The organism is Vallitalea pronyensis, assembly GCF_018141445.1.
In the GTDB taxonomy this organism is placed as follows: Bacteria; Bacillota; Clostridia; order Lachnospirales; family Vallitaleaceae; genus Vallitalea; species Vallitalea pronyensis.
In genome coordinates, this window is record NZ_CP058649.1 from 4975562 (window position 1) to 5000911 (window position 25350).

General features: G+C 38.0%; 18 protein-coding genes. 9 read left to right on the forward strand and 9 right to left on the reverse strand.

Features of this window, described 5'->3' with window-relative positions:
- Nucleotides 1–613 precede the first annotated feature (613 nt).
- Nucleotides 614–2224, forward strand: a complete 1611-nt coding sequence (locus HZI73_RS20735; RefSeq protein ID WP_212695267.1) for a glucan 1,4-alpha-maltotetraohydrolase domain-containing protein — start codon at nt 614–616, stop codon at nt 2222–2224.
- A gap of 257 nt (nt 2225–2481) precedes the next feature.
- Here the strand turns inward: HZI73_RS20735 and HZI73_RS20740 are convergent, their stop codons facing one another.
- Genes HZI73_RS20740 through HZI73_RS20750 form a run of 3 tightly spaced genes read right to left on the reverse strand, consistent with a single transcriptional unit; the run spans nt 2482 to nt 5040 of the window.
- On the reverse strand, nt 2482–3228 hold the full coding sequence (locus tag HZI73_RS20740; protein ID WP_246552236.1) for a DUF2161 domain-containing phosphodiesterase: 747 nt from the start codon (nt 3226–3228) through the stop codon (nt 2482–2484).
- Between the two features lie 59 nt (nt 3229–3287).
- Nucleotides 3288–4361, reverse strand: coding sequence for a hypothetical protein (locus HZI73_RS20745; protein WP_212695268.1), 1074 nt, complete (start codon nt 4359–4361; stop codon nt 3288–3290).
- A gap of 58 nt (nt 4362–4419) precedes the next feature.
- A complete protein-coding gene (locus HZI73_RS20750) occupies nt 4420–5040 on the reverse strand; it encodes a TetR/AcrR family transcriptional regulator (RefSeq protein ID WP_212695269.1) in 621 nt (206 codons plus the stop codon).
- Between the two features lie 186 nt (nt 5041–5226).
- Between HZI73_RS20750 and HZI73_RS20755 the strand changes: the two genes are divergently transcribed.
- Nucleotides 5227–6291 carry an alpha/beta hydrolase family protein gene (locus HZI73_RS20755; RefSeq protein ID WP_212695270.1) on the forward strand — a complete coding sequence of 355 codons (1065 nt, stop codon included), beginning with the start codon at nt 5227–5229 and terminating at the stop codon, nt 6289–6291.
- A gap of 177 nt (nt 6292–6468) precedes the next feature.
- On the opposite strand, the gene HZI73_RS20760 is transcribed toward HZI73_RS20755, so the two are convergent.
- A complete protein-coding gene (locus HZI73_RS20760; protein ID WP_212695271.1) occupies nt 6469–8649 on the reverse strand; it encodes an alpha-galactosidase in 2181 nt (726 codons plus the stop codon).
- A 245-nt stretch (nt 8650–8894) separates the two neighbouring features.
- On the opposite strand from HZI73_RS20760, the gene HZI73_RS20765 reads away from it, so the two are divergent.
- Nucleotides 8895–9749 carry an AraC family transcriptional regulator gene (locus HZI73_RS20765; RefSeq protein WP_212695272.1) on the forward strand — a complete coding sequence of 285 codons (855 nt, stop codon included), beginning with the start codon at nt 8895–8897 and terminating at the stop codon, nt 9747–9749.
- Complete coding sequence (locus HZI73_RS20770; protein ID WP_212695273.1) at nt 9742–11727, forward strand: elongation factor G; 1986 nt, start codon at nt 9742–9744, stop codon at nt 11725–11727. Before HZI73_RS20765 ends, HZI73_RS20770 begins: the two co-directional genes overlap by 8 nt.
- Before the next feature lie 45 nt (nt 11728–11772).
- Here the strand turns inward: HZI73_RS20770 and HZI73_RS20775 are convergent, their stop codons facing one another.
- The 4 genes from HZI73_RS20775 to HZI73_RS20790 all read right to left on the reverse strand — a co-directional run bounded on the left by HZI73_RS20775 (nt 11773) and on the right by HZI73_RS20790 (nt 19124).
- Nucleotides 11773–12894 carry a TMEM165/GDT1 family protein gene (locus tag HZI73_RS20775; protein WP_212695274.1) on the reverse strand — a complete coding sequence of 374 codons (1122 nt, stop codon included), beginning with the start codon at nt 12892–12894 and terminating at the stop codon, nt 11773–11775.
- Nucleotides 12895–13178: 284 nt separating this feature from the next.
- Nucleotides 13179–14753, reverse strand: a complete 1575-nt coding sequence (locus HZI73_RS20780; protein ID WP_212695275.1) for a MutS-related protein — start codon at nt 14751–14753, stop codon at nt 13179–13181.
- Entirely contained in the window at nt 14753–16339 is a 1587-nt protein-coding gene (locus tag HZI73_RS20785; protein WP_212695276.1) for a MutS-related protein, read from the reverse strand. Before HZI73_RS20785 ends, HZI73_RS20780 begins: the two co-directional genes overlap by 1 nt.
- A 202-nt stretch (nt 16340–16541) precedes the next feature.
- Nucleotides 16542–19124, reverse strand: a complete 2583-nt coding sequence (locus HZI73_RS20790; protein ID WP_212695277.1) for an FAD-dependent oxidoreductase — start codon at nt 19122–19124, stop codon at nt 16542–16544.
- Nucleotides 19125–19509: 385 nt separating this feature from the next.
- Here HZI73_RS20790 and HZI73_RS20795 point away from each other — a divergent pair, with 385 nt between their 5' ends.
- The 5 genes from HZI73_RS20795 (at nt 19510) to HZI73_RS20815 (ending at nt 23968) form a co-directional block, all read left to right on the forward strand.
- A complete protein-coding gene (locus HZI73_RS20795) occupies nt 19510–20955 on the forward strand; it encodes a spore germination protein (protein WP_212695278.1) in 1446 nt (481 codons plus the stop codon).
- Nucleotides 20952–22127, forward strand: a complete 1176-nt coding sequence (locus HZI73_RS20800; RefSeq protein WP_212695279.1) for a Ger(x)C family spore germination protein — start codon at nt 20952–20954, stop codon at nt 22125–22127. The genes HZI73_RS20795 and HZI73_RS20800 overlap by 4 nt, the downstream gene beginning before the upstream one ends.
- Nucleotides 22128–22131: 4 nt before the next feature.
- Entirely contained in the window at nt 22132–22323 is a 192-nt protein-coding gene (locus HZI73_RS20805) for a hypothetical protein (protein ID WP_212695280.1), read from the forward strand.
- Nucleotides 22324–22354: 31 nt separating this feature from the next.
- Nucleotides 22355–23461: a GerAB/ArcD/ProY family transporter gene (locus HZI73_RS20810; protein ID WP_212695281.1), complete on the forward strand. Its 1107-nt coding sequence runs from the start codon at nt 22355–22357 to the stop codon at nt 23459–23461.
- 78 nt (nt 23462–23539) lie between these two features.
- A complete protein-coding gene (locus HZI73_RS20815; RefSeq protein ID WP_212695282.1) occupies nt 23540–23968 on the forward strand; it encodes a hypothetical protein in 429 nt (142 codons plus the stop codon).
- Nucleotides 23969–24234: 266 nt separating this feature from the next.
- Here the strand turns inward: HZI73_RS20815 and HZI73_RS20820 are convergent, their stop codons facing one another.
- Entirely contained in the window at nt 24235–25335 is a 1101-nt protein-coding gene (locus HZI73_RS20820; protein ID WP_212695283.1) for a GntR family transcriptional regulator, read from the reverse strand.
- Nucleotides 25336–25350: the final 15 nt, after the last annotated feature.

Below are 25350 nucleotides of genomic sequence, written 5' to 3' on the forward strand. Positions count from 1 at the left end.
ATTAATATACATATGGTAACAGAATGTTCCATCTTAGATGAAGCATATGCTGTTCCTAATAAGATTATATAATCAGGCACCTATATTTTTTTAATAAACAATGCAATCGTTTGCTCATTATTATGGTCGTTGCAGCTCTTTATTGCCCTATACATTGTCTATCATTCTCCTTATTGAAAATAATACTTTTTACTCAAAAAACTTCATATTTTATTGAAACATTCTCTAAAAATAGTTTAATATAAAAGAAATAACCCTACCTGAATAGAACTGGATATGGAAGGTTGTGCAGGATGTGGCTCTATAAATGGTTACATATTTTACGGTAAATTATGCAACCGTTTGCGTTATTTGTATGCTTTTTTTACTGTTTATATTATTCATAAGTGCTAATTGTCTTCATGCCAATGCCCCCTTATTTATGAACACCCTTATAAAGAACATTATAAAATAACATAAAGACATTCAACGAACTTATCTTTATCTACTCAACGTTAATACCATAGAAGGAGGTCTCATTATGCGTACCTATACCAATTATTTTCCTTAAACCAGTTATCTGTTCATAAGACGAAGTAAGACTATATTTTATATTAAGTGGAGGTTACAAAAGATGAAAAGAACATTAAAAGTAAGTTTATTAAGTATACTCATCATTATCAGCTTGTCAATCAGTAGTTTAACCATGCATGCTGCACCAAGTACACGTAATGGTGGTGGGGATGAAATTCTTCTTCAAGGTTTTTATTGGGGTGCTTGGGATGCACCAGGCAGCTGGTATAACACCATGTCCAGCAAAGCCGACATGATAGCAGATGCAGGTATTACCATGATTTGGAGTCCTGGTCCTTGGGATGACGATAGTACCAATACAGGTGGTTCTGGCTATTGGTGGCATGATTTTGGACTTGATTCGGCTCATGGTACCGAGGGTGAATTGAACAACATGATTTCAACCATGAATGCAAAAGGTATAGGCGTTATTTTTGATATCGTTGCCAATCACGCAGACAGATTCCACCCTGATTCTCCATGGCCAACATATTCTAATATTTGGCGAGCCAATGCATGGGAACCAGGTTATTCATTCTCAGAAGAAAACGAATTAAATACAGGTAATGCCTATCCTTACATAAGAGATGCTATGATGGTACTCAAAAATAAGGGAGCTGCAGGCTGGCGTTATGATGTGTGTCATGGCTATCCTTCTGATCGGGCTCTTGGCTGGAACAATGATACCAACGCAAGTTTTGTGGTTGGTGAATATGACTGGTCTGGTTATAATCCTACTTCAGGGAACTTAGAAGACTGGTGTGCTGCAACAGGAAGTACAGGCTTTGATTTCTATGAAAAGTGGAATCTGAACAGTGGAAACCCATCCACATTTGGTGGTCTTCACACCAATCCTAGAGCAGAAGCACGTGCTAGAGCGGTTACATTTGTGGAAAACCATGATAGTGAAATTTCTAGAGGTAATGGTAACCAAGCACCCGATGATTCTCAAGGTGCACGTTCAAAATGTTATGCTTGGATTCTTGCTACACCTGGTACACCTTGTATTTTTTGGTCCGATTTGATTGGTGGAGGCGTAGGTTATGATTGGCTGAAAAGTATGATTTGGGTACGTAAAAATGCCGGTATTCGAGCAGATTCAAAGATTCTTTATGACGAAACCAATGGTGGAACGGGTCGAGCAGTCATCGTGGAAGGCACGAACCATAATATTGCTATTGCACTTGACTGGCCAGATTGGAAGCCTTCAAATGGTAACCACCACGCTGCTGCATCTGGATGGAATGGCTACATGAATGTCTGGACTAATGTTGGTAATAGTGGCGGAGGTAATGGTAATGGTGGCAATGGTGGCAATGAGGTAACAAAAGTTGTGGCTCATTATGATGTAGGCTATGGTAATTCTATGTCTATACGAGGGGATACCAGCCCATTAAACTGGAACAACGGCATACAAATGACGAATACCGGAAGTGATACATGGGTATGGGAAACAACAGCTATTCCAAAAGGCCAAAAGTTTGAATGTAAAGTACTTATCAATGATTCGAATTGGGCTACTGATTCAAATTGGTGGGTATATGGCGGTGATACCATTGACATATATCCTAACTTTGGTTATGGTGGGCTAAAACCAGATGAACAACTCTTTATGACATTTGGTTTATTAAGCAACGCCAACATACGATTAACTTCTTTACCCCAAAACTAGACCATAAGCACAACCATTATACATGGGTAAATCATAAGTCAACTTATAGCAATAACCTCATATTGCATCCAAGTTATGCATGTTACAGTATTGTGTACTGACGTCAGGACAAGCTATGTATAATGATTAGCTATACAACTCACTTAATAGAAAAGTTTGCCAAGCTAGGGGATTCTTCAATAGCATGGCAAACTTTTTCATTGTATATCTTTTTAAGTTATCAGATACATCGACTGCCGCATCATAAGTATGTGACCTTATAGACTATTTTCAGACTTCGTAATTTCTTTTTCCTTCTCTTGAATCAATACTTGATAGTGTTGCGCGATTAATGCATATTCCTTGATTGCTTGCTGACCCCCATCTGTTAAATCATAGACACCCCTTCGCATTCTTTCAAACCACCCATAGAAATTCTTACTTAAAATAGATGTGGTTTTGTCACCTGTCCCTAATGCTCTTAACTGTTTAGGTGATAACTCACCATAGCATTGGAGGCAACAAGCGATATGTATGGACTTTTCTCGATAAGCAGTCATCACTTTCTTACGGGTACTCCCCCCTACATTATAATTACCACTACGTTCTTTTATTTCATCCAAAATACCCTTTTGTCTTTTTTTAGCTCGGTTCATGCTCTGGGTGCGGCTAAATGGTTTCGGGTCACAGATGACTTGAACAAGAGGTGTTTTCCTAGTAAACGACACCACGATTAAACCTAATTCAAGCCGTCTAATAAGATGCAGTTTATCTTTCCACTCCCTTGAAAAAGTTTTCTTAGGCCGTTGGATAGCGATATACACTTGGTCCGTTAGACGCTGCCGTTTGATGCCTTGAATAAGGAGCTTCATATTGAGATTCTTTTTTAACTCAATGACAATCAGCTTATCATCTTTAACCGCTGTTACATCTAAAGTTTTAACTTCACCATTTACTTGGTAACCTAGATCCGTGAAGTACTTATGAATCGGTGGGTATAAATCCGTTTCTTTTATATCTTTCATCGGTATTCTCCATATGTAGTATTAGCATAGTTTACGCATATAGGATTATTTTTCGTCACCTACAACGCATTTTCAATCATTCTTAAATAATCTTCACTGAACGCACTTTCTTTTTCAACCAGTCTTTCTCTTAGAATCTCTAGCATATGGTCTCTTTCATTACTTTGGCTACATTTTGATAAGAAGGCAACGATACAACCCATATCCATTTCATTTTCTTCTTTCAAACGCTCAACAATCCTTTTGATGGCCTCATGATTTTCTTTCAAAATGACATCCTCTACATCATCTGTCAACAAGACTTCTTTTAACACATCATGGATATCCACGTGTTGATAGTCAAATACTTTGTTCACATCATCCCATCTGTAAACAACAGTCTTCTTCGTGCCTACCATTTCCTGCTCCATTGAATCCAAATCAAGAGCTAACTGATAAGTCACATGGAAATCTCCTGTTTTTTCATCATATCCCTCATCTACTACTTGATAGTTTTTAGGATATCCCCTTCTTGTTGTTATTCCCTCATAACCATACAATGGGTATTCAAAGTACTTGATAAGTTTACCCTTATTAACATCAAACCATTGCCCTACAAAGAGTGATATACCCGTTCCCCAATCCTTACAAAAAGATGTTACGGAAAAAGCATTCTGTTTACTCCTATAGGTAGCTATTGGATAGTCATCCGTCTTAATGGACCAGCAAAGACCATCTGCATATTGTCCAGATTCCCTATAGAGCAGCATAAATCTGGTTTTTTTATAGATGCCAAGAAGCAGTTTATAATGACCATCGTCAACTTCCCAGTCATACACTTCAGTAGGAAGGATCTGTTCAGCTGCATTATCTGCAACAGGCATTATCTTTAATGCCTTCACTTGGTCCATGGTTGCTTTACGAATATCACTGATACCTAAATCGCTCAAACAGCTAATAACATCCAAGTCAGCGTTGGCTTCACTAATCTCATGGGATAATGTGGTCTCTTCATGCTTATTTTCCCCACTAGCATGTTGTTGTATTTCTGATGTGTCTGCTTTTTCTTTATCCCTGTCCGTACTCATTGTATGTCTGCATCCAATTGTCAACATCATAACTGATAGGATGGTCAGGTGTAAAACTTTTTTCATCTTTTCTTTCCTTTCAATACTGAAAATATGTCATGCATGGGTTGACTTATAGTAATTTTTATTTTTCTTCCAAGGCCAAGTACATAGCCACGCCCTTATCGGTAAAACTTGGTAATATGTTATTCCATAGTACTTGAACAATGGTATGATTAGGAATATTTTCGTGGAGTTCATGCTGTTCAAACCAAAACAGAACAATGGATAGAAGCCCTAATGCAATATCCCCATAGGCATCTTGGATCAGTGGGTCTTTTACAATCCCCTTCTTATGAAAGTTCAGCAAAATCGTTTTATATAAATCATAGAATTGACCAATGATTTGTTTCTGAATATGGGATAATTCCGGGTAGTAACGAGGTATCTCAACAATGTTGTTAAAGTAAAAATAGTATTTTTGCTGATGGCTAATCATCTTGTGAAAAAGCGTGTTTAATCCTTCCACATCCACATCGCTTGATAAATCCATTTTTTTGTAATCGTCGTATTGCAGCTCAAAAATGGCTTTCATAAGATCCACTTTTTTCTTATAGTGGTAAGTGATGTTGCCTGGACTTATTTGCAATGCATGGGCAATATCACGAACTGTAACTGTATTGTAGCCATGTTCATTATACAACTTAATGGCTGTTTCTAATATGCTTATCTTTAATTCCTGCTTTTTGTTTTGCTGTTTGTTCATTAAAATAGTCCTTTCATTTTTTATCTAAAATTAATCATAGCATATTTATGTGTAAAATCAAAATGGATTTCATGTATCCCATCATCTCAATTCAATCCTAGCAACATTTTACTTTGACAACATTAGTACACATGTGCTAAAATAAAATTAGTACATGTGTACTAAAAAATATGAGGAGGCTTTGCTATGAATAATAAACCCAATGAACAGATTCGAACCATGCCCATGAACCGCATTATTCCATCTGGTCTAGATGTATGCGACTATGAAGTGCTTATGAAGGCCTATGAAAACGGAGGGAACTTTGCAGAAATATGTGAACAGCTGGGTGATCAGGCGAGATTAAAAGCTGATAAGGCTGTGGAAGAAGGTCATTTATTAACAGCTCGGTCCTTTTATTTAAGAGCAACTGCCGTATATCGTGTCGGGCAATATACCATTATTCCCGATAATGAGGCAAAAATTCGTATGTATCGTAAATTGATTGATAGCTACACCGAAGCGGCTAAGGGATTTGATCCACCTATTCAAAAAGTGGAAATACCTTATGGTGATTATACCATGGTGGGATGGCTAAGACTCCCCAAAGATGCCGATAACAACTGCCCACTTATCATATCCATTGGCGGTGCTGATGGCTGGCGTGAGGAACATCATAACCATACAGAATTTTATGTAGAAAGAGGTATGGCTGTCTTAATGATAGACGGTCCAGGTCAAGGTGAAACACGGCTTTTTAATAAAAACTATATGCCTTTAGATGTTGAAAAAGCCTTGGATGCTGTTGTTGAGTACATGTACAATGATGATCGAGTAGGTATAAACATTGGAATGGTGGGTTGGAGCTTTGGAGGTTATCTGGTAGCAAGAACAGCAGCCTATAGCAAAAAATTAAAAGCTGTTGCATTTAGCGGCGGTTCTTACAACCCCAAAGAAATATTAATCTTCCTTCCTAACTTTACCCATGTGTTTAAGGCATTAACAGGAAAAAATGACGAAGACGTGTTCAAGATGCTTGATAAAATGAACATGAAAGATCGATGTGAAAACATAACAGCGCCACTTCTCATTATTCATGGAAAACCTGACCCCATATTCAGCGTCGAAGGGGTACAACGCATACATGATGAAGCGTCTTCTACAGATAAAACCATCAAAATATGGGAAGATGGTAACCATTGTGTATCCAATCATTACCTTGAAGTGCTGACAACAATCAGTGATTGGTTTGCTGATCGATTAAAATCATAACAAGCTATTACTGTCTCAACATGTTTTTTTGATAATTGAGAGGTTTTTAGAACTATAAAAAAATTAAGCTTATAAAACCCTTGTTCAAGCAAGATGCACGGCTGCATGAACAAGGGTTTATGTTTTGCCATTATGGCTATATGTTTCGCTTCATGTCTTATATGACTGATATTGGCCCTATTTTACCCTTTTTAATGTATAACATACACTCTCAAAATCTTTTAAATCTGGTACGGTTAATCCCCCATACATGAGCTGGTCACCACCAAAAACACCTTCCATGCCATCAATGACATAATCGAATGACTCATGAAGACCGTTAAGTGTTACATGACGATCCATTGGATTTGGTATACCAAGTACATTGACATAGAATAGAATCGCCTCTTCTTGATCTGCTGATACAAACATCCAAGCTGCACAATTATCCTCAAAAGGACTTTTAAGACGATAGAAATCGCCAAATTGAATCAAGGGTCTATTGGCTTTGTAAAAGGCTATCTGCTGACGCAACACGTCCATCTCATCTTCACTGTACTGGGTAATATCAAGTTCATAGCCAAAATTGCCACTCATGGCCACATGAGCTCGGGTATCAAGTGGTGTGACACGCTTCACTTGATGATTGGGTACAGTGGATACATGACTACACATGGACAAAATGGGGTAAACCATACTGGTACCATACTGAATTTTCAGCCGTTCAATGGCATCTGAATCATCGCTGGTCCATATTTGCGGCATATAATATAACATACCAGCATCGAATCGTCCGCCGCCACCTGCACATCCTTCAAACAGCACATCTGGATGACGCCTCACTAATTCCTCTAAAATGTCATAGAGTCCCAGCATATAGCGATGGCACGTTTCCATCTGCTGTTTAGGCAGACGACCTTTGGAAAATACATTGGACATGTAACGGTTCATATCCCATTTCACATAGGTAATTGGCGCAGTGGATAATATACTGGAAACAGCATCAAGAATGTAATCACATACTTCTTGTCTGGATAGGTCTAAGGTCAGCTGATACCTTGTCAGGACATGGTCTCTTCCTTCAACATGCAGGCACCAATCCGGATGTTTTCGATAAAGTTCACTATCAGGCGATATCATCTCCGGTTCAAACCATAGCCCAAAAGCCATGTTGTTCTTATTAATATTCTTAGCTAATATATCTAAGCCACCTTCAAGTTTGTCCTCATTAACGATCCAGTCCCCTAGTGAACAACGGTCATCATCCCGTTTACCAAACCAACCGTCATCTAATACACATAATTCCACACCAATCTCGCTGGCTTTTTCCGCTAATGCTTCTATACTTTTTCTGGTAAAATCAAAATAAGTGGCTTCCCAATTATTAATTAATATAGGCCGTTCTTTGTCTTTCCATACACCCCGCATTAAGTTGTTGCGATAGAGTCGGTGATACGTTCTTGACATGTCCCCTAATCCTTTATGGGAATAGACCATGACCACTTCTGGCGTTTGGAAGGTTTCTCCTGCTTCTAACTGCCATGTAAAATTAAAAGGATGAATACCCATTAACACCCGGGTACGGTCATGTTCCTGAACAGATACATGGCCGGAGAAATTACCGCTGTAGACAAAGTTAAAACCATATACCTGACCTGTATCTTCTGTTGCATCTGGTGATAATAATGCTAAGAAGGGGTTATGCACATGACTGCTTGCTCCTCTTGTACTGCCAATACTCTGTTCACCTGGAACGATCTTACGCCGTACCACATGACGTTCTCTGGTCCATGCTCCTGATAAATGCATCATATCATAATCTGCATGTTCAAAATCCACGCAGCAGCTCTGAGCACTTAATACTCGAACGGGTTCCTGTCCACCATTCTTGATTTGAACAGAACGTGTGATCACATTTTCCTCATGAAACACCGTATAGCTGAGCGTCACTTCTACACCACTTAGACTGTCCTTTAGAACAATGGCTAACGTCTGAGCTTCTTCTTCATCAGCATAGGTTGCTGGAAGACCATCTAGTGCTTTTTTACCTTTGTATTGGTGGTGACTTTCATACTTGAAATCCATGATGGTGGAACCATCTGCTTGCTCAATGTGAAGGGCAGGTGTACGATGGTCCACATGTCCATATGTGGCATATTCTAATAGAGCTGTATCCAGTGCATAATGTTCATCTTCTTCAGGCATCAGACTCCAAGTAACAGGTTTGGTTGTTTCCATACCTACTGTATTCATCTGCCTTATTTTCTTGCCATAGTAGACATGAATCAAACGACCATATTGGTCGACTTTACAGATATAACTTACATCTTTACCTTGTAAATGAAACTGTTTTTTATCCTCACAATAATTGATACTCATGACATTCTTCCTTTCCGATTTAGATGTATGTTTATAGGGACTATTCTAATAGCAGTATAGCTTAGAATAGGTAAGATAAACATGGTATTTTGTATCAAGCATATGGTATTTTGGTGACAATAGCTGTCTATCTTTTTTATTTTTTGCTTTTCATCAAGGACCTTATGGGGTATGATAGTGATAAAGCATGACGTTACTTATTGACTTACAAACCAATGAATCTTAAACATAAGCAGGTGAAGCCTATGGAAAATATATTGGGTCCCAGCGAAAGCTCCTACCATCTTCAAGTGGATTATTACGGTGAAGAACAATGTAGCAGTGGTCATTATCATGGTCCTGCTGTTCGGGATAATTATCTCATTCACTATATACTTCATGGCAGTGGTATCTTTAAAACCAAAGATAAAACCTACCATCTTCAAGGACATGAAGGTTTTCTTATCTGCCCAAATGAAGTGACTTATTATCAAGCTGATGACGACGATCCTTGGCACTATGCTTGGATTGGTTTTCATGGGGATGATATCAAGTTTATCCTTAATCAAACGGGATTATCCAGCCATAACCCTATTTTTCATTATTATCAAGATGATAAACTTACTGACTATTTTAACCAGATTAATCAATTGAACTTATTAGGACAGGGAAAAGAAGTCTTCTTAACAGGACTGGCTTATATGATTATCGGATCACTCATTCGTCATAACGTAAGCAAAGATGCATCCTTACACAGAGAAAGCATCCCCAAAATCTATTTATATGAAGCGTTACGCTACATCCATAATCATTATTACAAAGATTTAACCATTAGGGATTTGGCCAAGTATTTAGGCATAGACCGAAGTTACGTCTATAAAATTTTTATGCAGCAACTCAAGCAATCTCCTAAAACATACATGATGCATTACCGCTTTAAGAAAGCATGCTTTTTATTGCAAACTACCCATTTATCCATACATGCCATTGCATGTTCTGTAGGTTACAAAGATGCCTTAACGTTTTCCAAAGCTTTTAAAAAAATGTACCATCTCTCACCTACTTATTATCGCCTAAAACATGCTGTGCATCATGAGAAAGGACACGATATACATGTATAAGACCGTTGGCATGGTTGCTCATGTGGATGCTGGTAAAACCACCTTACTTGAGCAAATACTCTATCATACACATACCATACGTGAAGCTGGCCGTGTGGATAAGCAAAATACATTTCTTGACTACCATACCATTGAAAAAGAACGGGGAATCACCGTTTTTTCTGACCAAGCAGTAACCACTTATGGTAAGATGACACTCCAACTGGTTGATACCCCTGGCCATGTGGATTTTTCTACAGAAATGGAAAGAGCTGTTCGTATATTGGATTATGCCGTGATTATTCTCTCGGCTGTGGAAGGCATTGAAGGTCATACAGAAACCGTCTGGCAATTACTTAGGCAATATCAGATTCCCACCCTATTCTTTATCAATAAATTAGATCGTGTAGGTGCTGACCTTTCTGGTGTTATACAGGATATAAAAGAACATTTTACAGAAGATGTGGTGCTCTTAACAAAGCCTTCATGGGATCAACAATGTATCGACAATTTACTGAACGAACCCACCACATCACTTATTGAGTGTGCAGCGGAACGTGATGACACACTGATGGAACGCTATCTTAATGATGAAAAAATACCGCTGCATCAGTTAAAGGCTGTCATCGGAAGGCATTTTAATGAAGGTCAACTGTTTCCTTGTTTATGTGGAAGTGCTTTGCAAGGTGTGGGCATCAAGCCGCTGCTGGATATTCTAGAAGACCTTCTACATACGGAACACCATGCGTTGAATGATGCTGTGTTAAGTGGCCGTGTTTATAAAATACGTCATGATGAGGCTGGTCATAAGTTAGCCTTTATTAAGCTTGATTCTGGTCATTTACATGTAAAAGATACCATTGAACATACCCTTCAAGATGGCGAAAAACGCGTTGAAAAAATCAACCAGATTCGTCTCTATCACGGTACCAAATATACCACGGTGGAATCCGCACAGGCTAATCAGTTAATTGCTGTAACAGGCTTAAATCATGCCTATGTTGGTGAAGGCATCGGTAACCTGCCAGATGACAAACGCTATTCCCTTATACCCACGTTACAAGCAAAAGTTATCTATGACGAGAAGGTACATCCGAAAGAGATTTTACATATCTTTACGCTGCTGACAGAAGAAGACCCTGCTCTGGATGTTCTATGGAATGAGACACTAGGGGAAATGCATATTAAAGTCATGGGTACCATACAATTAGAAATCTTGACTTCACTTATTGCAGAACGTTTTAACCAGTCCATTACCTTTGGTTCCCCAGAAATCCTCTATAAAGAAACCATACATACCAAAACCCATGGTTTTGGACATTTTGAACCCCTTAAACACTATGCAGAAATTGAACTGGATATAGAACCCCGTCCCCGTAACTCAGGGATATCTTTCTCAACAACATGTCGTGTGGATACATTGCATACAAGATGGCAGCGCCTTTGTGAGAAAAATATACCCGATGCTTGTAAAAAAGGTATCTTAACCGGTTCCCCTATGACCGATGTTCACATTACCCTCACTTCAGGCAAATCCCATGTGAAACATACCAGCGGCGGTGATTTTAGACAAGCTACCTTCCGAGCCGTGAGGCAGGGTATTGAACAAGTGGAAGCCATCTTATTAGAGCCTTACTACAGATTTCGGATAAAAGTTGAGCAAACCCTTTCTGGACGAGTCATGACGGATATAACGTCCATGGATGGTACATTTGACCCACCTGTTACAAGTGGAAACTATACCATCATAACAGGTCTTGTTCCTGTTTCAACAGCTATGCACTATCCAACTGCTTTAGCCTCTTTTACTTCTGGTAAAGGGCATGTTTCTTTTATCTATGCAGGCTATGATAACTGCCACAACACAGAAGAAGTCATTACGCGTCTCGCCTATAACAAGGATGCTGATAAAGATTATACCTCTACATCCATCTTTTGTTCTCACGGTAAGGCTTATGGGGTTAAAGGTTGTGATATTGCTTCACATCTTAATGGATAATCCTTAGAAATAAAACATTCAGACACCCTATAAAAAGCCATTGCCTTATGTGTCTTCCAACATTGTATCCAGTGAACAGACTAATTCAGGAGCAATGGCCTTTACCTGTTCTCTATAAGCTCTCAGACTGGTAAATACATCGATACTTGTCCCCCATAAGATTTTTTCAAAGTTTTGTCTTATTTGATGGATGGTCTTAAGTTCTTTATGCTTAATCTGTTCATTGCTTAATATCCTAAGAGTTGTTACGAGCGCTTCTAAGACACGCTCTTTTTTTGCATCCCGTAGAACTTCTAATTTCTTATCTTCATAAACTAAAATATGCTGGTCCCAATCTTCCATTTGTTTAATTAATGCTTTTGTTCTTCCCACTACACAACCACTTCTCTGACAGTCACCACAATATCTGTTACCAAGACAAATATTCTTAATATCCTGATCCATCATTTGATAATATTCTTGTAAACGCTTGGATGTACCTACATATTTACTAGCGTTTAGACTTTTATGCATCTTCCATAATTTTTTAACCCGTACAGTAGCAATTACCCCAATCAGGATTATAAAAACAATTCCATATATGGAGTTGACATATTGTTTTGGTACCGTACCATAAAGTTTTGTTAATCCAAAAAACATAAAGATGCTTGCTGCCACTAATTTAATGGTTAATTCAGGCACTTTATCACCTATTTTCCTGCCCACATAAATACCTAATCCCCCTGTCACAAGCATACCTATTACAGTTCCCATTAAAATAATTGCTGGATAGGCAGCGTCCACAGATAAGGTAATGGCTGTTAATTGGGTCTTATCCCCTAACTCCCCAATAAAAAATGCTAAGGCAATGGTCATAATGGGACCAAAAGATTTCTTCATTTTTTTCTCTTCCTTATGGTCTTCTTCCATTTGCAACGTCCATAAGGCAAATGCAACAAATGCAAATCCTGCTACCATCTGAATGGTTGAAATGGGTATAAAGTTTGACAAGTAACTGCCTAACACAACGGCTAAACCATGGTTAAATAATGAACCTAAACCGATACCCACTAATACTGCCTTTACGCTATACTTTGTGGCAAATGCCATAGCAAGAATCTGTGTCTTATCCCCCATTTCTGCGATAAAAATTAACCCAAATGCCTGAATAAATTCTACTAACATCATGTCCTCCTGTTTACGCTTTAATTTTTATGTAAGCAACTGGATGCACCTAAGAAAAGCGTCAATAAAAAAAGAAGTCAAACTCAAGATTAGCATACGGAATATGCCAATCTAAAAGTCTCACTTCTTTAGCCTTTAATCTAAAGCGAATAGAACCAGGATTTCTCCATTATGTTGACGCTATTCATGATCTAAGTCACAGTTACTCCCTTTTAGAACTCATAAGATTGTACCATATGTGAGGATATTTGTAAATAAGAAATAGTAACGCTGTACAAAATGCCTGCTTATGATTGAAACTCCACCAGTTGTTCATAGCTTACTCCATACTTGACAGCAATGTCCTTGGCATAACTTTTACCTTCTGGAATACCTTCAAAAACTTTAAATGCCTCCTGCTGACGGTGTAGATGGGTAACTAAACTTATGGCCCGAGCTCTTGACAAGCCTTCGTTAAGCTCCTGTACACGTTTTCCTAATTCATGAAGGTGGGTATTGAATATAACACAAGCCCCTAGATGTCCAATGGCCTTTAAGGTATCCATAGCAATCATTAAACTTTCCGTATGACTTGTACCATCAAAAGACTCATTCATCAATAGAAGTCCTCTGGCGCTCATCTTAGAAAAAATGGATGAAAACCTTTCGCATTCTTCCCCTAGCCGCCCATTATAGATGGTCTCTACTTCTGTTGTAGGAAAATGCGTAAAAAGACCATCTATCACTTCCATGTATGCGCCTCTTGCTGGTACATAATACCCTAATTGTGTGAACCAATAAATCTGACCGATACTCTGTGTGAAAGTGGTCTTGCCTCCTCGGTTTGCTCCTGTTAAAATAAACAGATTGCCGTGGGTCATGGTAAAATCATTATCCACCATATCACGAAGTTTATCACTATGCATTAAGGTATAAGCAAGATTAAGGTTATAGAGACCTTCTATTTTTGTTTGCCCTGCATCTATTAATTCAGGTTGACATAATACTAGATGATGCTCTGTGGCTTTTCTGTAAATGTGTAAACCCATATCATAATACATGAGCTCTGTGAGAATAGGTTCATAGATATCCAGCAAGATGGTATTAAAACCATCACAAAAGTCAATCAGTGCTTTCATGGCAGGTGCAATGACTAACTCCAAGTTATTGAGTGCATCGGGTAAAGCCAAACTATCCGGCGCAAATATTTTCCTTGGTATGGCTTTAATTTGATTCAAGCCAATGCTCATGATCTTACGTGTTTTCTTCATTTTCCGGGTGTATTTAAAGGCTTCCTCTTCTACAGAAAGCAGCATCACTTCTCGAGGTTTTAAATAATCATCAAGATTAATCCCTATTTTGACACAACGTATCCCCTCATCCATGGACCGAATCTGACAGATATCTGCTTTAAAATCTTCATACACATGACCATGAATGGTATCGTACAATAACTTCTCGATGCGGATTAAGCCCTCTGAATGTAGGTTTGCGTCATGCAGCAGCTGATGCAATGTCTCTGTGACAGACATGACTTCCCATACTTCATCCATGCGGGATAATAGGTTGTACATATTGGGTTCACTTTGAAAAGAATATTTAATTAAATGCTTCATTTTAATGAGTTTTTCCATGTTCACTTTCATCCCATCCAGTAACAACCCATTCTCCACAAAATCCCGCATAATCCCTTGGCGGTACTTAATGGTATCCATACTGGTGGGGATTTTTTGTAACAAGGCCATCATGTCTTTTGTTAACGTAGGCGTTATATCGTCAAATACAGCAGTCATATTCAAATCATCCACCGTTTTATCTTCTAATTGAAAATAAGTATCCTCGGGTGTTGTCCATAGTAAGCTCATTTCTTTTACATTGTCCATTACGCCTTCTCCTCCAATCGACGAATTAATTGATGGTAGGTTACCTTATGCTGCTTAGCAATTTCAATACCATGGCTCATCCCTAAAGGGTTACCTTGATAGATTTTGTACGTATTATGACCGTTCTGGAATCCTGTAACTAAACTGACAATAGGTGTATCATTGTTAAGTTCTTTATTGAGTATACGGGTATGGGTAGCTAACTCGTGGAGATGGGTATTATAAATCATGCGCATGCGTTTATACTTGACTGCTTTTACCACCTCTTCAGCAATTTTTAAGCTTTCGAGATAGCTTGTTCCTGAAAAGGATTCGTTCAATAGTAATAGACTTTTGGATGTTGCCAGTTTAAAGATACGGTTAAAGCCTTCGCATTCTTTACCAAAGCGCCCCAAATGGACCGTTTCTTTTTCAAGTACTGGAAAATGGGTGAATACACCATCTACCAGACTCAAATCTGCTTCTTGTGCTGGTACTAACAGCCCTAATTGACCAAATATCTGTATCTGACCAATGGCTTGGGTGATGGTTGTTTTACCGCCTCGATTAGCACCTGTTAAGATGATGATACGCCCATCTTCATCCATGTTCATGTTATTATAGATAATGGCTTCTGTTTCCTCACTTCTCTCTTGGTCATGAATAGCTAGGGCTATATTATAGCAATCCTTAAGTCTCATGGTGCGTTTGGATGCATCTAATATCTGGGGTTTACAAATGGGCAGATTCTGATTTCTTAGCGTATTTAAGAGATCACAACTGGCCTTGTAAAAGGTCACTTCTTGTAATAGGCTCACAAATGGCTTGGTATCCAATTTACGATAACGCTCCAAAAATTCTAATAAGATGTCCCTATGCTCTCTCAAACCGTATTCCATTTCATCCATAAGATCCAGATGGACTTTACCCATATTAAAAACAGCATCATAGCGTTTTAAGTACCTGCCCATAAACTGTAACCCGCTGTCCGACATTGTTGCAACTTTTCGAAAAACCCCTGGATAACGAAAAGTATGGTCCGTGATATGGGTTACTTGTGCTTCGTAAGCACGCATAACTGGTGACATATTAATGGATACTTCCAGCCCTCTTATTTGACGAAAGATATGTTGTATATTTTTAAGATCTTGCTTCATGGCTTTAAACTCTTTTTCTTGTATGAGATGCTCTACATTTTCCAGCAACCCCAATAAGCCTTGGGATGTTGGCTGATGATACAGCAAGGTTTGGCGTAAATTTTCAGCGCATCTTATGGACATATCCACTGTCATCACAAGATCAATTAAGTAATAGAAATTGGAATGTGTTTCTGTGACCTTGCTATTTCTGGATTGGAGATCATAAAACTCTTTCAGATTCATTTCCAAATCCTTAATAAAATCCGGCGAATCCATAAAATCTGTTAAGATGGCTTGCCGATAGCGAATGGTTTCTTCATCCATACAGATTTTATAAATAAGGGCTTCATTTTCTTCACTTATGTCCATTAATCGGTCATATAAGCGATGCAAGTTCAGGTCTTCAATCACTTGGGGATGAATCTTTTTATATTGTGACTCTGGGAGCCATAGTAAACTATCAAACATGGGTGACATCTCCTTTATGTTCATCTCGTTGTCATGTGTTATACCATTAAGCTTGTTTAAGATATTAAGTCAAAAGTATAAGTGTAACTCTCTATAGTTTGTGCTAATCACATGAAAAAAATTGAAGATTACACAAATAAAAAGCGAATTAGATATGTTGCATATCTCATCCGCTTCCTAAAAGGAGAATGTTGTATAGGTTTTATAAAATCACTTTACCAACCATTTGTTTAAGACTTAGTCCTTGTTTGACACCTTTAATCATGTGAATAGAACCGGACACATCACCAATTAAGATGCCTCCAACAAACTTACCATTGTCAAAATACATTTTTTTGTAAGTGATGTTTTCCATATCTTCTTGCATAATGGTCTTATAGGATACATCGTCTTTGTTACCTAAATCCCCAATGGAAAACACATTCATGTTCATCCCGTTAAATACATTACTCGGTACAATATTGGTATAGGTGATTGCATCACCCACAACATTAGCACCTGCTACTTTACCTTGTTCAATGGCTTCCGGCCAGATACCGTAGTTAATACCATCATATTCAGCTATATCACCAGCAGCATAGATGTTATCGCTATTTGTTGCCATATGGTTATCCACCACAACACATCGATTAATGCCTATACCAGCTTCATCTGCTAGCTGTACATTGGCTCTAATGCCCACGGATACAATGACCATATCTGCATCAATCATGGTGCCGTTAACCAACTGTACACCTGTTACATGGTCTTTACCCAGAACCGCGTTAGCTGTGACACCTTTGTAGACTTTTATACCTGTTTTTAAAATACCTTTTTCAAAAATGCGTGAGCCTTCTTCATCCAATTGCTTAGGCAATATGCTCGGTGCCATCTCAACGATGGTTACATCAAGGCCCAATGTTTTTAGTTCCCATCCAGCTTCTAATCCTAATAACCCACCGCCAATTACAGCTACCTTCTTACATTGCTTTGCATAGGCTTTTACTTCCTCAGCATCTTTCTTGGTTTTAATCGTAAAGACACCTTTTGTGTTAATGTTCGCTAGAGGGGGTACAAAGTTATGACTACCGTTTGCTAATATTAATTTATCGTAAATGACAGCTTCGCCATTCTCCAGTAACACACGGTTAGCCTCTTTCTCTATCTTTGTCACAGCCACTCCCAACTTTAAATCAATAGCATGTTCATCATACCATGCCTCATCGTGTAAGTAGAAGTAGGCTTCATCATGACTATCACTGATATAGTCGGATAGTATTGGGCGATAATAAGCTTGACTGGGATCCTTATCAATCACAAGGACACTAGCTCTCTCATTCCTCTGCCGAATGGCTTCTGCAGCCGCAGTACCTGCTGCGTTATTTCCTATAATGACGATGTTTTCCTTTGTTTCGGATTGATAAGCCACTTTCTCTTCCTGATAGACTTCAAATTGCTCGGAAGTTGCACCACAAGCAGGGCAGATTTCAGGAGGTTCTACACCTTCGTATACTTCACCACATATGATACAGCGCCATAATTTCACTTCACCATCCACATCATCGTTATCCCGTTCTTTTTTCTCTTTCGTCGCTTTTACAACCTTTGAATGATCCAAGACACAACCCCCAAACTCTTTTCCAAATTGATAGGCTTTTTCTAGTTCTGTTTTATTGGGTTTGAAGTTAATTTTTAAACCTTTTACCACTTTCATTCTTAACTGCTTAAGGCGTGCTTCTATATTCGGTACAGCTTCACCACTCCACCCATAAGAACCAAAGGTCGACGCCACTTTTTTATCACTGCCAATAGGTGACAGACTCATGAGTAATTGCCAAATAGGTGGTAAAGCATCCCCATTAATGGTAGGGGAGCCAAAGAGCACACCATCAGCCCATTTGATTCTGCTAAGTACTTCCCCTTGATCCGCAGTCACCAAGTCATATAATTCAACCTGGATATCACCACTGGACTCAATACCCTTTTTAATCTCCTGAGCCAATTCACCGGTATAACCGTATGCAGACACATAAGGTACCACAACTGTTTTTTTATGATTCGGATTCTCTTCTGTGGACCATTGCTTACATTGTCTTACAATCGCCATAGGGTCATCATCAAGGACTGGACCATGACCATTACATATGTAATCAATATCCAAATTTTCTATTTTAGCTATGGCATCCAGCATATAAGGTTTGAAAGGTCCCATAATCATATCAAAATAGTACTTTAATGCTTTCATATAATCCTCATGACGGGTAATCTTAGAGCTGAGTACGTCATCATGGGCATAATGTGAACCAAAGGAATCACATGTAAAAAGAACTTTATCTTCCTTTAGATACGTATACATGGAATCTGGCCAATGTAAAAAAGGTGCAGATATGAATTGTAATGTTTTATCACCTAGGCTAATTTCATCTCCCGTATTTACAATGATGCTCTCAAACTCTGTGTTAGCAATAGCTTTTAGAAAACGTATAGCTGTTGCTGACCCCACAATCTTTGCATTTGGTGATATTTTTAACAATCTTTCAACTGAACCCACATGGTCCGGTTCTGTATGGTCTACTATAATATAGTCAATGTCTTTTACATTAATTTCTGATGTTAACTTGTCGATAAATGCGTCTAAAAACTTAAGCTTGACCGTTTCAATAACAGCTGTCTTTTCTGACCCTTGAACAACGTAAGCGTTATAACTCGTACCGAATTCTGTATGCATAATAATGTCAAATACCCTTAAGTCATGATCTTGTACACCCACATACGTGACTGCATCTGTGATTTTCAATGTGTTCATACCGTTAACCTCCTACATGTGAATCATTTCTATTCTTTTAATATATCAGTAAATCCTTCTCTACACAATATTGGATTTACATATAGCATACCGTTATTAATAATAATTGTCAAGTAAAAATAATAATTATTTAACAATCTCAATTCATTTTGACTATTTCCTATTTTCATACACCATATGGAATAATCGTAGGCTATTTAATAGAGCATTTTAATACGCATTAGAATACTCTTCATCATTTATTCCTTTGCAAAACATGTATATTTTAGTACATAATGGAAAAAAATAAAATCAACTGACTTGTCCTTTATGGATATGTGACGTACACTTCAAAAACAAGTAAGGGTTGATACACGTGTTTACCACCCATATTGATAAAAATATAATGAAGATCAAACAATTGTTTAAGCATGATGATTTACTTCAGTCAAGAACTTTTGAAGCAAAAAATGATCCTTTAAGATTTTGCTTAATGTACATGAATGCCATGATTGACATGGAAAATGTAACACTGAATATTGTCAAGCAACTGATGCTGACCGATTATGCCCGTTCATTAAAAGGTGAGGAGCTTTTGAATTACATTGCAACAAAAGTTCTGACGGTCTGTGACCACAGTATTACATCTGATGTGCAAGAGATTGTTCAAAAAATTAATTACGGCTTTACCCTTCTTTTGGTGGATACTTGTGATAAAGTCATCATCATGGACACTCAAGGGTATGATAGACGTTCCACCACAGAACCGGATTCAGAAAGGGTTACGAAAGGTCCTAAGGAAGGTTTTACAGAATCCCTCATCATTAACACCTCGTATATTCGAAGACGTATCCGCAACTCTGATTTGAAATTTGAAATGATGCACATTGGTAAGATTACACAGACCATGGTTTGCATCTCCTATATGTCAGGTGCTGTGAATCATCAAATTTTAAAAGAAGTTAAAAAAAGATTACAGGACATTGAAGTGGATATTATATTAGAAACAGAGTATGTCCGTGAATATATTCAAGATCGGACCTATACCTTTTTTAATACCATTGGATCAACAGAACGTCCAGATGTGGCTGCCTCTAAGCTGTTAGAAGGGAAAATTCTCGTTATCATTGATGGGTCACCAAGGGTACTCAGTATACCGCATCTTTTTATTGAGCAGTTTGAAGTAAATGAAGACTATTATAGTCATTTTTGGTTTGCCACTTTGAACCGTCTTATACGGATGATTTGTTTTCTATTATCAACCAGTATACCTGCTATGTACATTGCTTTTTTCACCTATCACCAGCAATTATTGCCTTCCCATCTATTGGTTAGTGTTCTTGCCAGCCGGGAGGGTGTTCCCTTTCCATCCTTTATCGAATTAGGGATCATGCTACTAACCTTTGAGATTCTTCGAGAAGCAGGGAATCGTTTGCCACTGAGTATTGGTCAAACCATCAGTATTGTTGGTGCTCTTGTACTGGGTGAAGCTGCCGTTACAGCTAGAATTATCAGTGCCCCCATTGTCATCATTACTGCCATTACAGGTATTACCAGTCTTGCATTGCCAAAAGCACTTGAAGCTGTGATCATCATAAGGTTTTATTTGTTGGTCCTAGCCACCATTTTTGGTTTATACGGTTACATCTTTGGGGTCATGAGTGTCACCATGCATTTAATGAATATTAAAAGCTTTGGTGTGGATTTTATGACTTTCTATGTCAATCTGGACAAGATGAATATTGAAGATACCCAATTACGTATGCCTTGGTGGAACATTAATAACAGCTATAAAAACCTAATTGACTATCGGGTCAATCGACTACGAAAAAAGAGGTTAAAGCAACGATGAAAACATGGAGATTCCTTTTACTTATGCTCTTAATAACGACACTCTCTGTCCTATGCACATCTTGTTGGAATTATCGAGAAATTAGCGATATGTCCTTAATTGAGGGCATTGCCATTGATAAATTGGATAATCATTATGAAATTACAGGAAAACTCCTTTTAGCCACAACAGAAAATCCAACAGAAGGTACCCTTCAACACTTTTTGGTGAATGCAAAAGGACTCACTATCTTTGATGCCGTTAGAAACCTGATCTTAGAAAATGGTAAAAAAGTTTATTTTGGTCATCTTAATTACATTATTGTAAGTGAACAAATTGCTCGCGAAGGCATCACCCAAGTGCTGGATCTTTTTATGCGGGATATTGAAAGCCGTGAAGACATGTGGATTTTTGTGGCCACGCCTAACTTTTCAGCCTCGGATGTGTTACATGGTATTTCCTATAAAGAATTGGTATCCTATATTGAAGATGCCACAAGTAATGCTAAGAACATTGCAAAATTCTACCCTGCTAAGATGTACGAACTGGTTAAATGCATCAATGAAAAGGGCAGTGATGGCATCGTCCCCCTCATCAGCAAGGTATCATCAGATATAGGTAAAACCGCTCATATTGAAGGTTCTGCTGTTTTTAATAATAATGTCATGACAGGTACCCTTAGTGGAGATGAATCCAAGATATTACTTTTAATGTTAGGTAAAGGTAGCAGCAGTATAATACCCATTATCTATCATGATGACCATAACACATCTAAGGTTACCCTTGAAGTCATCAATAACAAAGCTGACATACTTCCCGATTTTCATGAAGACGGCTCAATCACCATACGTATCAAGGTTCATCTGAATGTCATGATTGCTGAAATCATGAACAATCATGTTATCGTTACCAGTACAGAGGGTCAAAAGAAATTAATCGCAGCCGCTTCAGAAGATATTAAAAAGAATATTGAAGCACTTATTGTAAGAGCACAAAAAGAATTTAAAAGCGATATATTCAGCTTTGGTGAAACCGTCAAAGATGTCAATCCTAACCTTTGGCGGGATATAGCGAATAACTGGCATAATATTTTTCAAGGCATCGATGTGGATGTGGATGTGGAGATAAAAATCTATGGAAGCAGTTTATTTAAGCAGATCATTACCAAACCCCATAACATGAAAGCTAGGTGATAACATGACATTAAGTCTTTTGGTACTGTATGCTTTATTGGGCGGTGTTGAATGTTTTATCTTGTATAAGAAAGAAGGCAAATCAAAAGTTGTTATGATCTATTTGGGTCTTTTCTTAGTGGTTATGGTGCTATGTATCTTGACATTATTGGGCTTAATTGAACGTAATTTATCTTTTGCTATTAAATTTTGGTAGTTGCGTCTAGAATCCATTAAAAGAGGTAAAAATGATGAAAAAACATGTTGTTACTGAAAGGCAAGCCATTAGCGTTATTGCTCTATTTGTATTAGGCACTGCTATGATTACAGGCATTGGGAAAGATGCTGGTGAAAATGCATGGATTGCCTTAATCTTGGCTACACTTATAGCTCTTCCTTTTCAGTTGATGTATGCTAGAATGCTAGCCAATTTCCCAGGTAAACATATTTTAGAAATTACGGATATGGTTTTTGGGAAAGTAATTAGCAAAATCATTGGGGTATTTTTTCTATGGAATGCCATTTTTGTTGGAGCACATCTAATTAAATTGTTTGAAGACTTTATTTTTATTGTGGACCTTAATTTAACACCTGAAATGATTATTATGACACTGATTACCATTTTTCTAATTCAAATCCTAAAAAGCGGTATTCAAGTATATGCCCGTTGGTCTGAACTCTATCTTTATCTGACCATCATCACGTTTGTTTTCATAACTACTTTCTTAACACCCATTAAACAGCTGACTAACGTTGTACCAGTTATGTATGACGGCTTTAAGCCTCTAATAAGTGGCAGCATGAGTATCCTTGCGTTTCCCATGACCCAAACCTTTGTTTTCTTATTACTCTTTAATAATTTTTCTAAGAAAAAATCGTATTATAAAGTCTTTACCTTTGGTACATTATTAGGTTTTCTTTTATTATTGGTCATGACAGTAGATACCCTTCTGGTTATTGGAAAAGACGCTTATGCATCTTCTATGTTTCCCCCATATATGACGTTAAGAAGGCTCCATATTGGGACATTTTTTCAGCGGTTTGAAATGCTGCTCCTCTTAGTTTTTATCTATGTAGGTTTTATTAAGATTGCAGCTGTTTACTTCTCAGCCCTTGTTAGTTTTCAACACATTTTTAGTCTAAAATCTTTTAAGCCTTTTGTTATACCTATCAGCCTACTATTAGCCATACTTGGTTATCTCACTTTCTATGATTTTTTATCTTTTCATCCATTCCTCAAAGAGGTTTACGTGCCCTATGCTTTTGTTGCAAATATGCTGATTCCTTTTATTATTTTTATTGCAGAGGAAATCTATGTGCGCTTTAAACTGAACAAAAATAAAACCAATGCCTAGTTTGTTATGGAACAGGATTGCCTTCATTCTTAATTAGTGCTACAATAATAAAGTGACGCAGGAATGGGAGGTATTCTAATGACGAAATCGTTCAAAATTAGCAAACGAGGCTATGCACCAGAAGAGGTCCAAGCTTATATTGATGAACTGGAAGCTGTTATTGATCAATACAAGTCAAAAGAACATTATATCTCAACTGCTTTAGTGGACTCCCATATGGCATCAATGACTATACTGGAAGAAGCAGAAATCCATGCTTTTGAAATAGAAAAAAACGCTCTTGTGGAATTGGAACATTTTAAGGAAGCCTTGGATTTAACCAAGAAACGGTTACTGAGTTTTCAAAATGATTATGATACCTTTGTTGGTAATTTCAAATCATCTATGGAAACCATTCAGTTGCATGAAGCGGCTTGTTCATTGGAGACGTTGGAGAAAGAATTGAATAAGTATGTGAAAAAGCCTGCTGCTAAGAAGAGGAGAAGGAAGAAGAAGAAAACGTCGTAAGGTTGGTTATTCGTATTTTATTTTATGGATTTGGTTTATGTAGCAAAAGATTGGACAACGGTAGTTTAGTGAAACCATATCGTGTCATCATTCACTCTCGTTACATTTGTTGCTTGATTTGTTTTATAGGAATGGCAACAAGCTGTAAAAGTCGATCATGATGACACGATATGGTTTTTTGAGTCTTGCCACGTTTGAGTTGGTTAAAACCGTTTAATGAGTTTAAAGAAATACGATTTTATTCCTTTCAGGGGGTAGATTATTTGTCATCCGCATGAGTTTCTTTTTATGAGGTCATAGTCAATGCGGATGACCTTTCGTGTTTGATTGGATGGGTTGATGAGGCGGTTGATGATGATTTTGGCTGCTTCTTCACCCATTTTGTAGGGGTGTTGATTGAAGGATGTGAGGCCTACTTCAAAGATGGCATCGATGTAGAAGTCGCCGAAGCTGATTAGGGCTAGGTCTAGGGGTATGCGGATGTCTAGTCGGGAAGCTTCTTTGTAGAACAAGAGGGCTGTTATGTCGTTGAAGGTTAGGACGGCATCCAGGTCTTGATGTCTTTGAAGATAGTGTTGGATGTCTTTACTTATTTGATGATAATCATACATGTGATGTTTCGTTGACTTGGTATGGCGGATGAGACATGGTTCAATTATCTGTATTTGATGATTTTTTAAGGCTGCTATTAAACCTTCTACACGACCTTTAGATACCGAAGATTCAATGGCATAAGGATAATAATAGCCGATGTGTTGATAGCCTTTTTGGGCAAATATCTGTCCAGCTTCATAGCCGGCTTCGTAATCTCTGCCAATAACGGCATCAAAGGGAAGGGATTCAAAATATCTGTCAATGCACACGATGGGTATGGGTGCATTGGTGAATGCTTTTAGCATGGTTTCCCTTTCATCTTCTAAACAACCGCACAGAATAATACCTTTAGCCCCTTCGTTTATAGCATTTTGTATTTTATCATATTGATTATTCACTTGATTCATGGCATAGTAAGTGGCAAGTGTTAAACCACTTTGTTGAAGGATTTTTTCTGCTCCTTGTATAATATTGGAGTTAAACTCGGAGAATAAAAAGTTATTATCGTGAAAGATAATATCAATTCTATTGGGCGTATCTTGTTGTAGCCTGAGGGATTTATCTTGAACAAAAGTGCCAACCCCTTGCAAGCGATACAGGTAGTTTTCCATGACCAAAGCATCAATTGCTTTTCTTACGGTAACACGGCTGGTATTAAATTGCCTGCATAACGCATTTTCACTGGGTATAGCCTCTTGGGATGGATAAGAGCCATCTTCTATATGCTCAATGATATAAGCTTTCAGCATTTTGTGTTTCGGTTGTTTCGTCATTATTCTCACCCATCA

Excerpts from the sequence above, each read along its gene's own strand:
- HZI73_RS20815 (WP_212695282.1), top strand. The coding sequence starts at position 23,540 with ATGACGAAATCGTTCAAAATTAGCAAACGAGGCTATGCACCAGAAGAG.
- HZI73_RS20810 (WP_212695281.1), top strand. The coding sequence starts at position 22,355 with ATGATGAAAAAACATGTTGTTACTGAAAGGCAAGCCATTAGCGTTATT.
- HZI73_RS20750 (WP_212695269.1), bottom strand. The coding sequence starts at position 5,040 with ATGAACAAACAGCAAAACAAAAAGCAGGAATTAAAGATAAGCATATTA.
- HZI73_RS20765 (WP_212695272.1), top strand. The coding sequence starts at position 8,895 with ATGGAAAATATATTGGGTCCCAGCGAAAGCTCCTACCATCTTCAAGTG.
- HZI73_RS20740 (WP_246552236.1), bottom strand. The coding sequence starts at position 3,228 with ATGAAAGATATAAAAGAAACGGATTTATACCCACCGATTCATAAGTAC.
- HZI73_RS20735 (WP_212695267.1), top strand. The coding sequence starts at position 614 with ATGAAAAGAACATTAAAAGTAAGTTTATTAAGTATACTCATCATTATC.
- HZI73_RS20820 (WP_212695283.1), bottom strand. The coding sequence starts at position 25,335 with ATGACGAAACAACCGAAACACAAAATGCTGAAAGCTTATATCATTGAG.
- HZI73_RS20755 (WP_212695270.1), top strand. The coding sequence starts at position 5,227 with ATGAATAATAAACCCAATGAACAGATTCGAACCATGCCCATGAACCGC.
- HZI73_RS20770 (WP_212695273.1), top strand. The coding sequence starts at position 9,742 with ATGTATAAGACCGTTGGCATGGTTGCTCATGTGGATGCTGGTAAAACC.
- HZI73_RS20745 (WP_212695268.1), bottom strand. The coding sequence starts at position 4,361 with ATGAAAAAAGTTTTACACCTGACCATCCTATCAGTTATGATGTTGACA.
- HZI73_RS20800 (WP_212695279.1), top strand. The coding sequence starts at position 20,952 with ATGAAAACATGGAGATTCCTTTTACTTATGCTCTTAATAACGACACTC.
- HZI73_RS20760 (WP_212695271.1), bottom strand. The coding sequence starts at position 8,649 with ATGAGTATCAATTATTGTGAGGATAAAAAACAGTTTCATTTACAAGGT.
- HZI73_RS20795 (WP_212695278.1), top strand. The coding sequence starts at position 19,510 with ATGAAGATCAAACAATTGTTTAAGCATGATGATTTACTTCAGTCAAGA.
- HZI73_RS20785 (WP_212695276.1), bottom strand. The coding sequence starts at position 16,339 with ATGTTTGATAGTTTACTATGGCTCCCAGAGTCACAATATAAAAAGATT.
- HZI73_RS20790 (WP_212695277.1), bottom strand. The coding sequence starts at position 19,124 with ATGAACACATTGAAAATCACAGATGCAGTCACGTATGTGGGTGTACAA.
- HZI73_RS20780 (WP_212695275.1), bottom strand. The coding sequence starts at position 14,753 with ATGGACAATGTAAAAGAAATGAGCTTACTATGGACAACACCCGAGGAT.
- HZI73_RS20775 (WP_212695274.1), bottom strand. The coding sequence starts at position 12,894 with ATGATGTTAGTAGAATTTATTCAGGCATTTGGGTTAATTTTTATCGCA.
- HZI73_RS20805 (WP_212695280.1), top strand. The coding sequence starts at position 22,132 with ATGACATTAAGTCTTTTGGTACTGTATGCTTTATTGGGCGGTGTTGAA.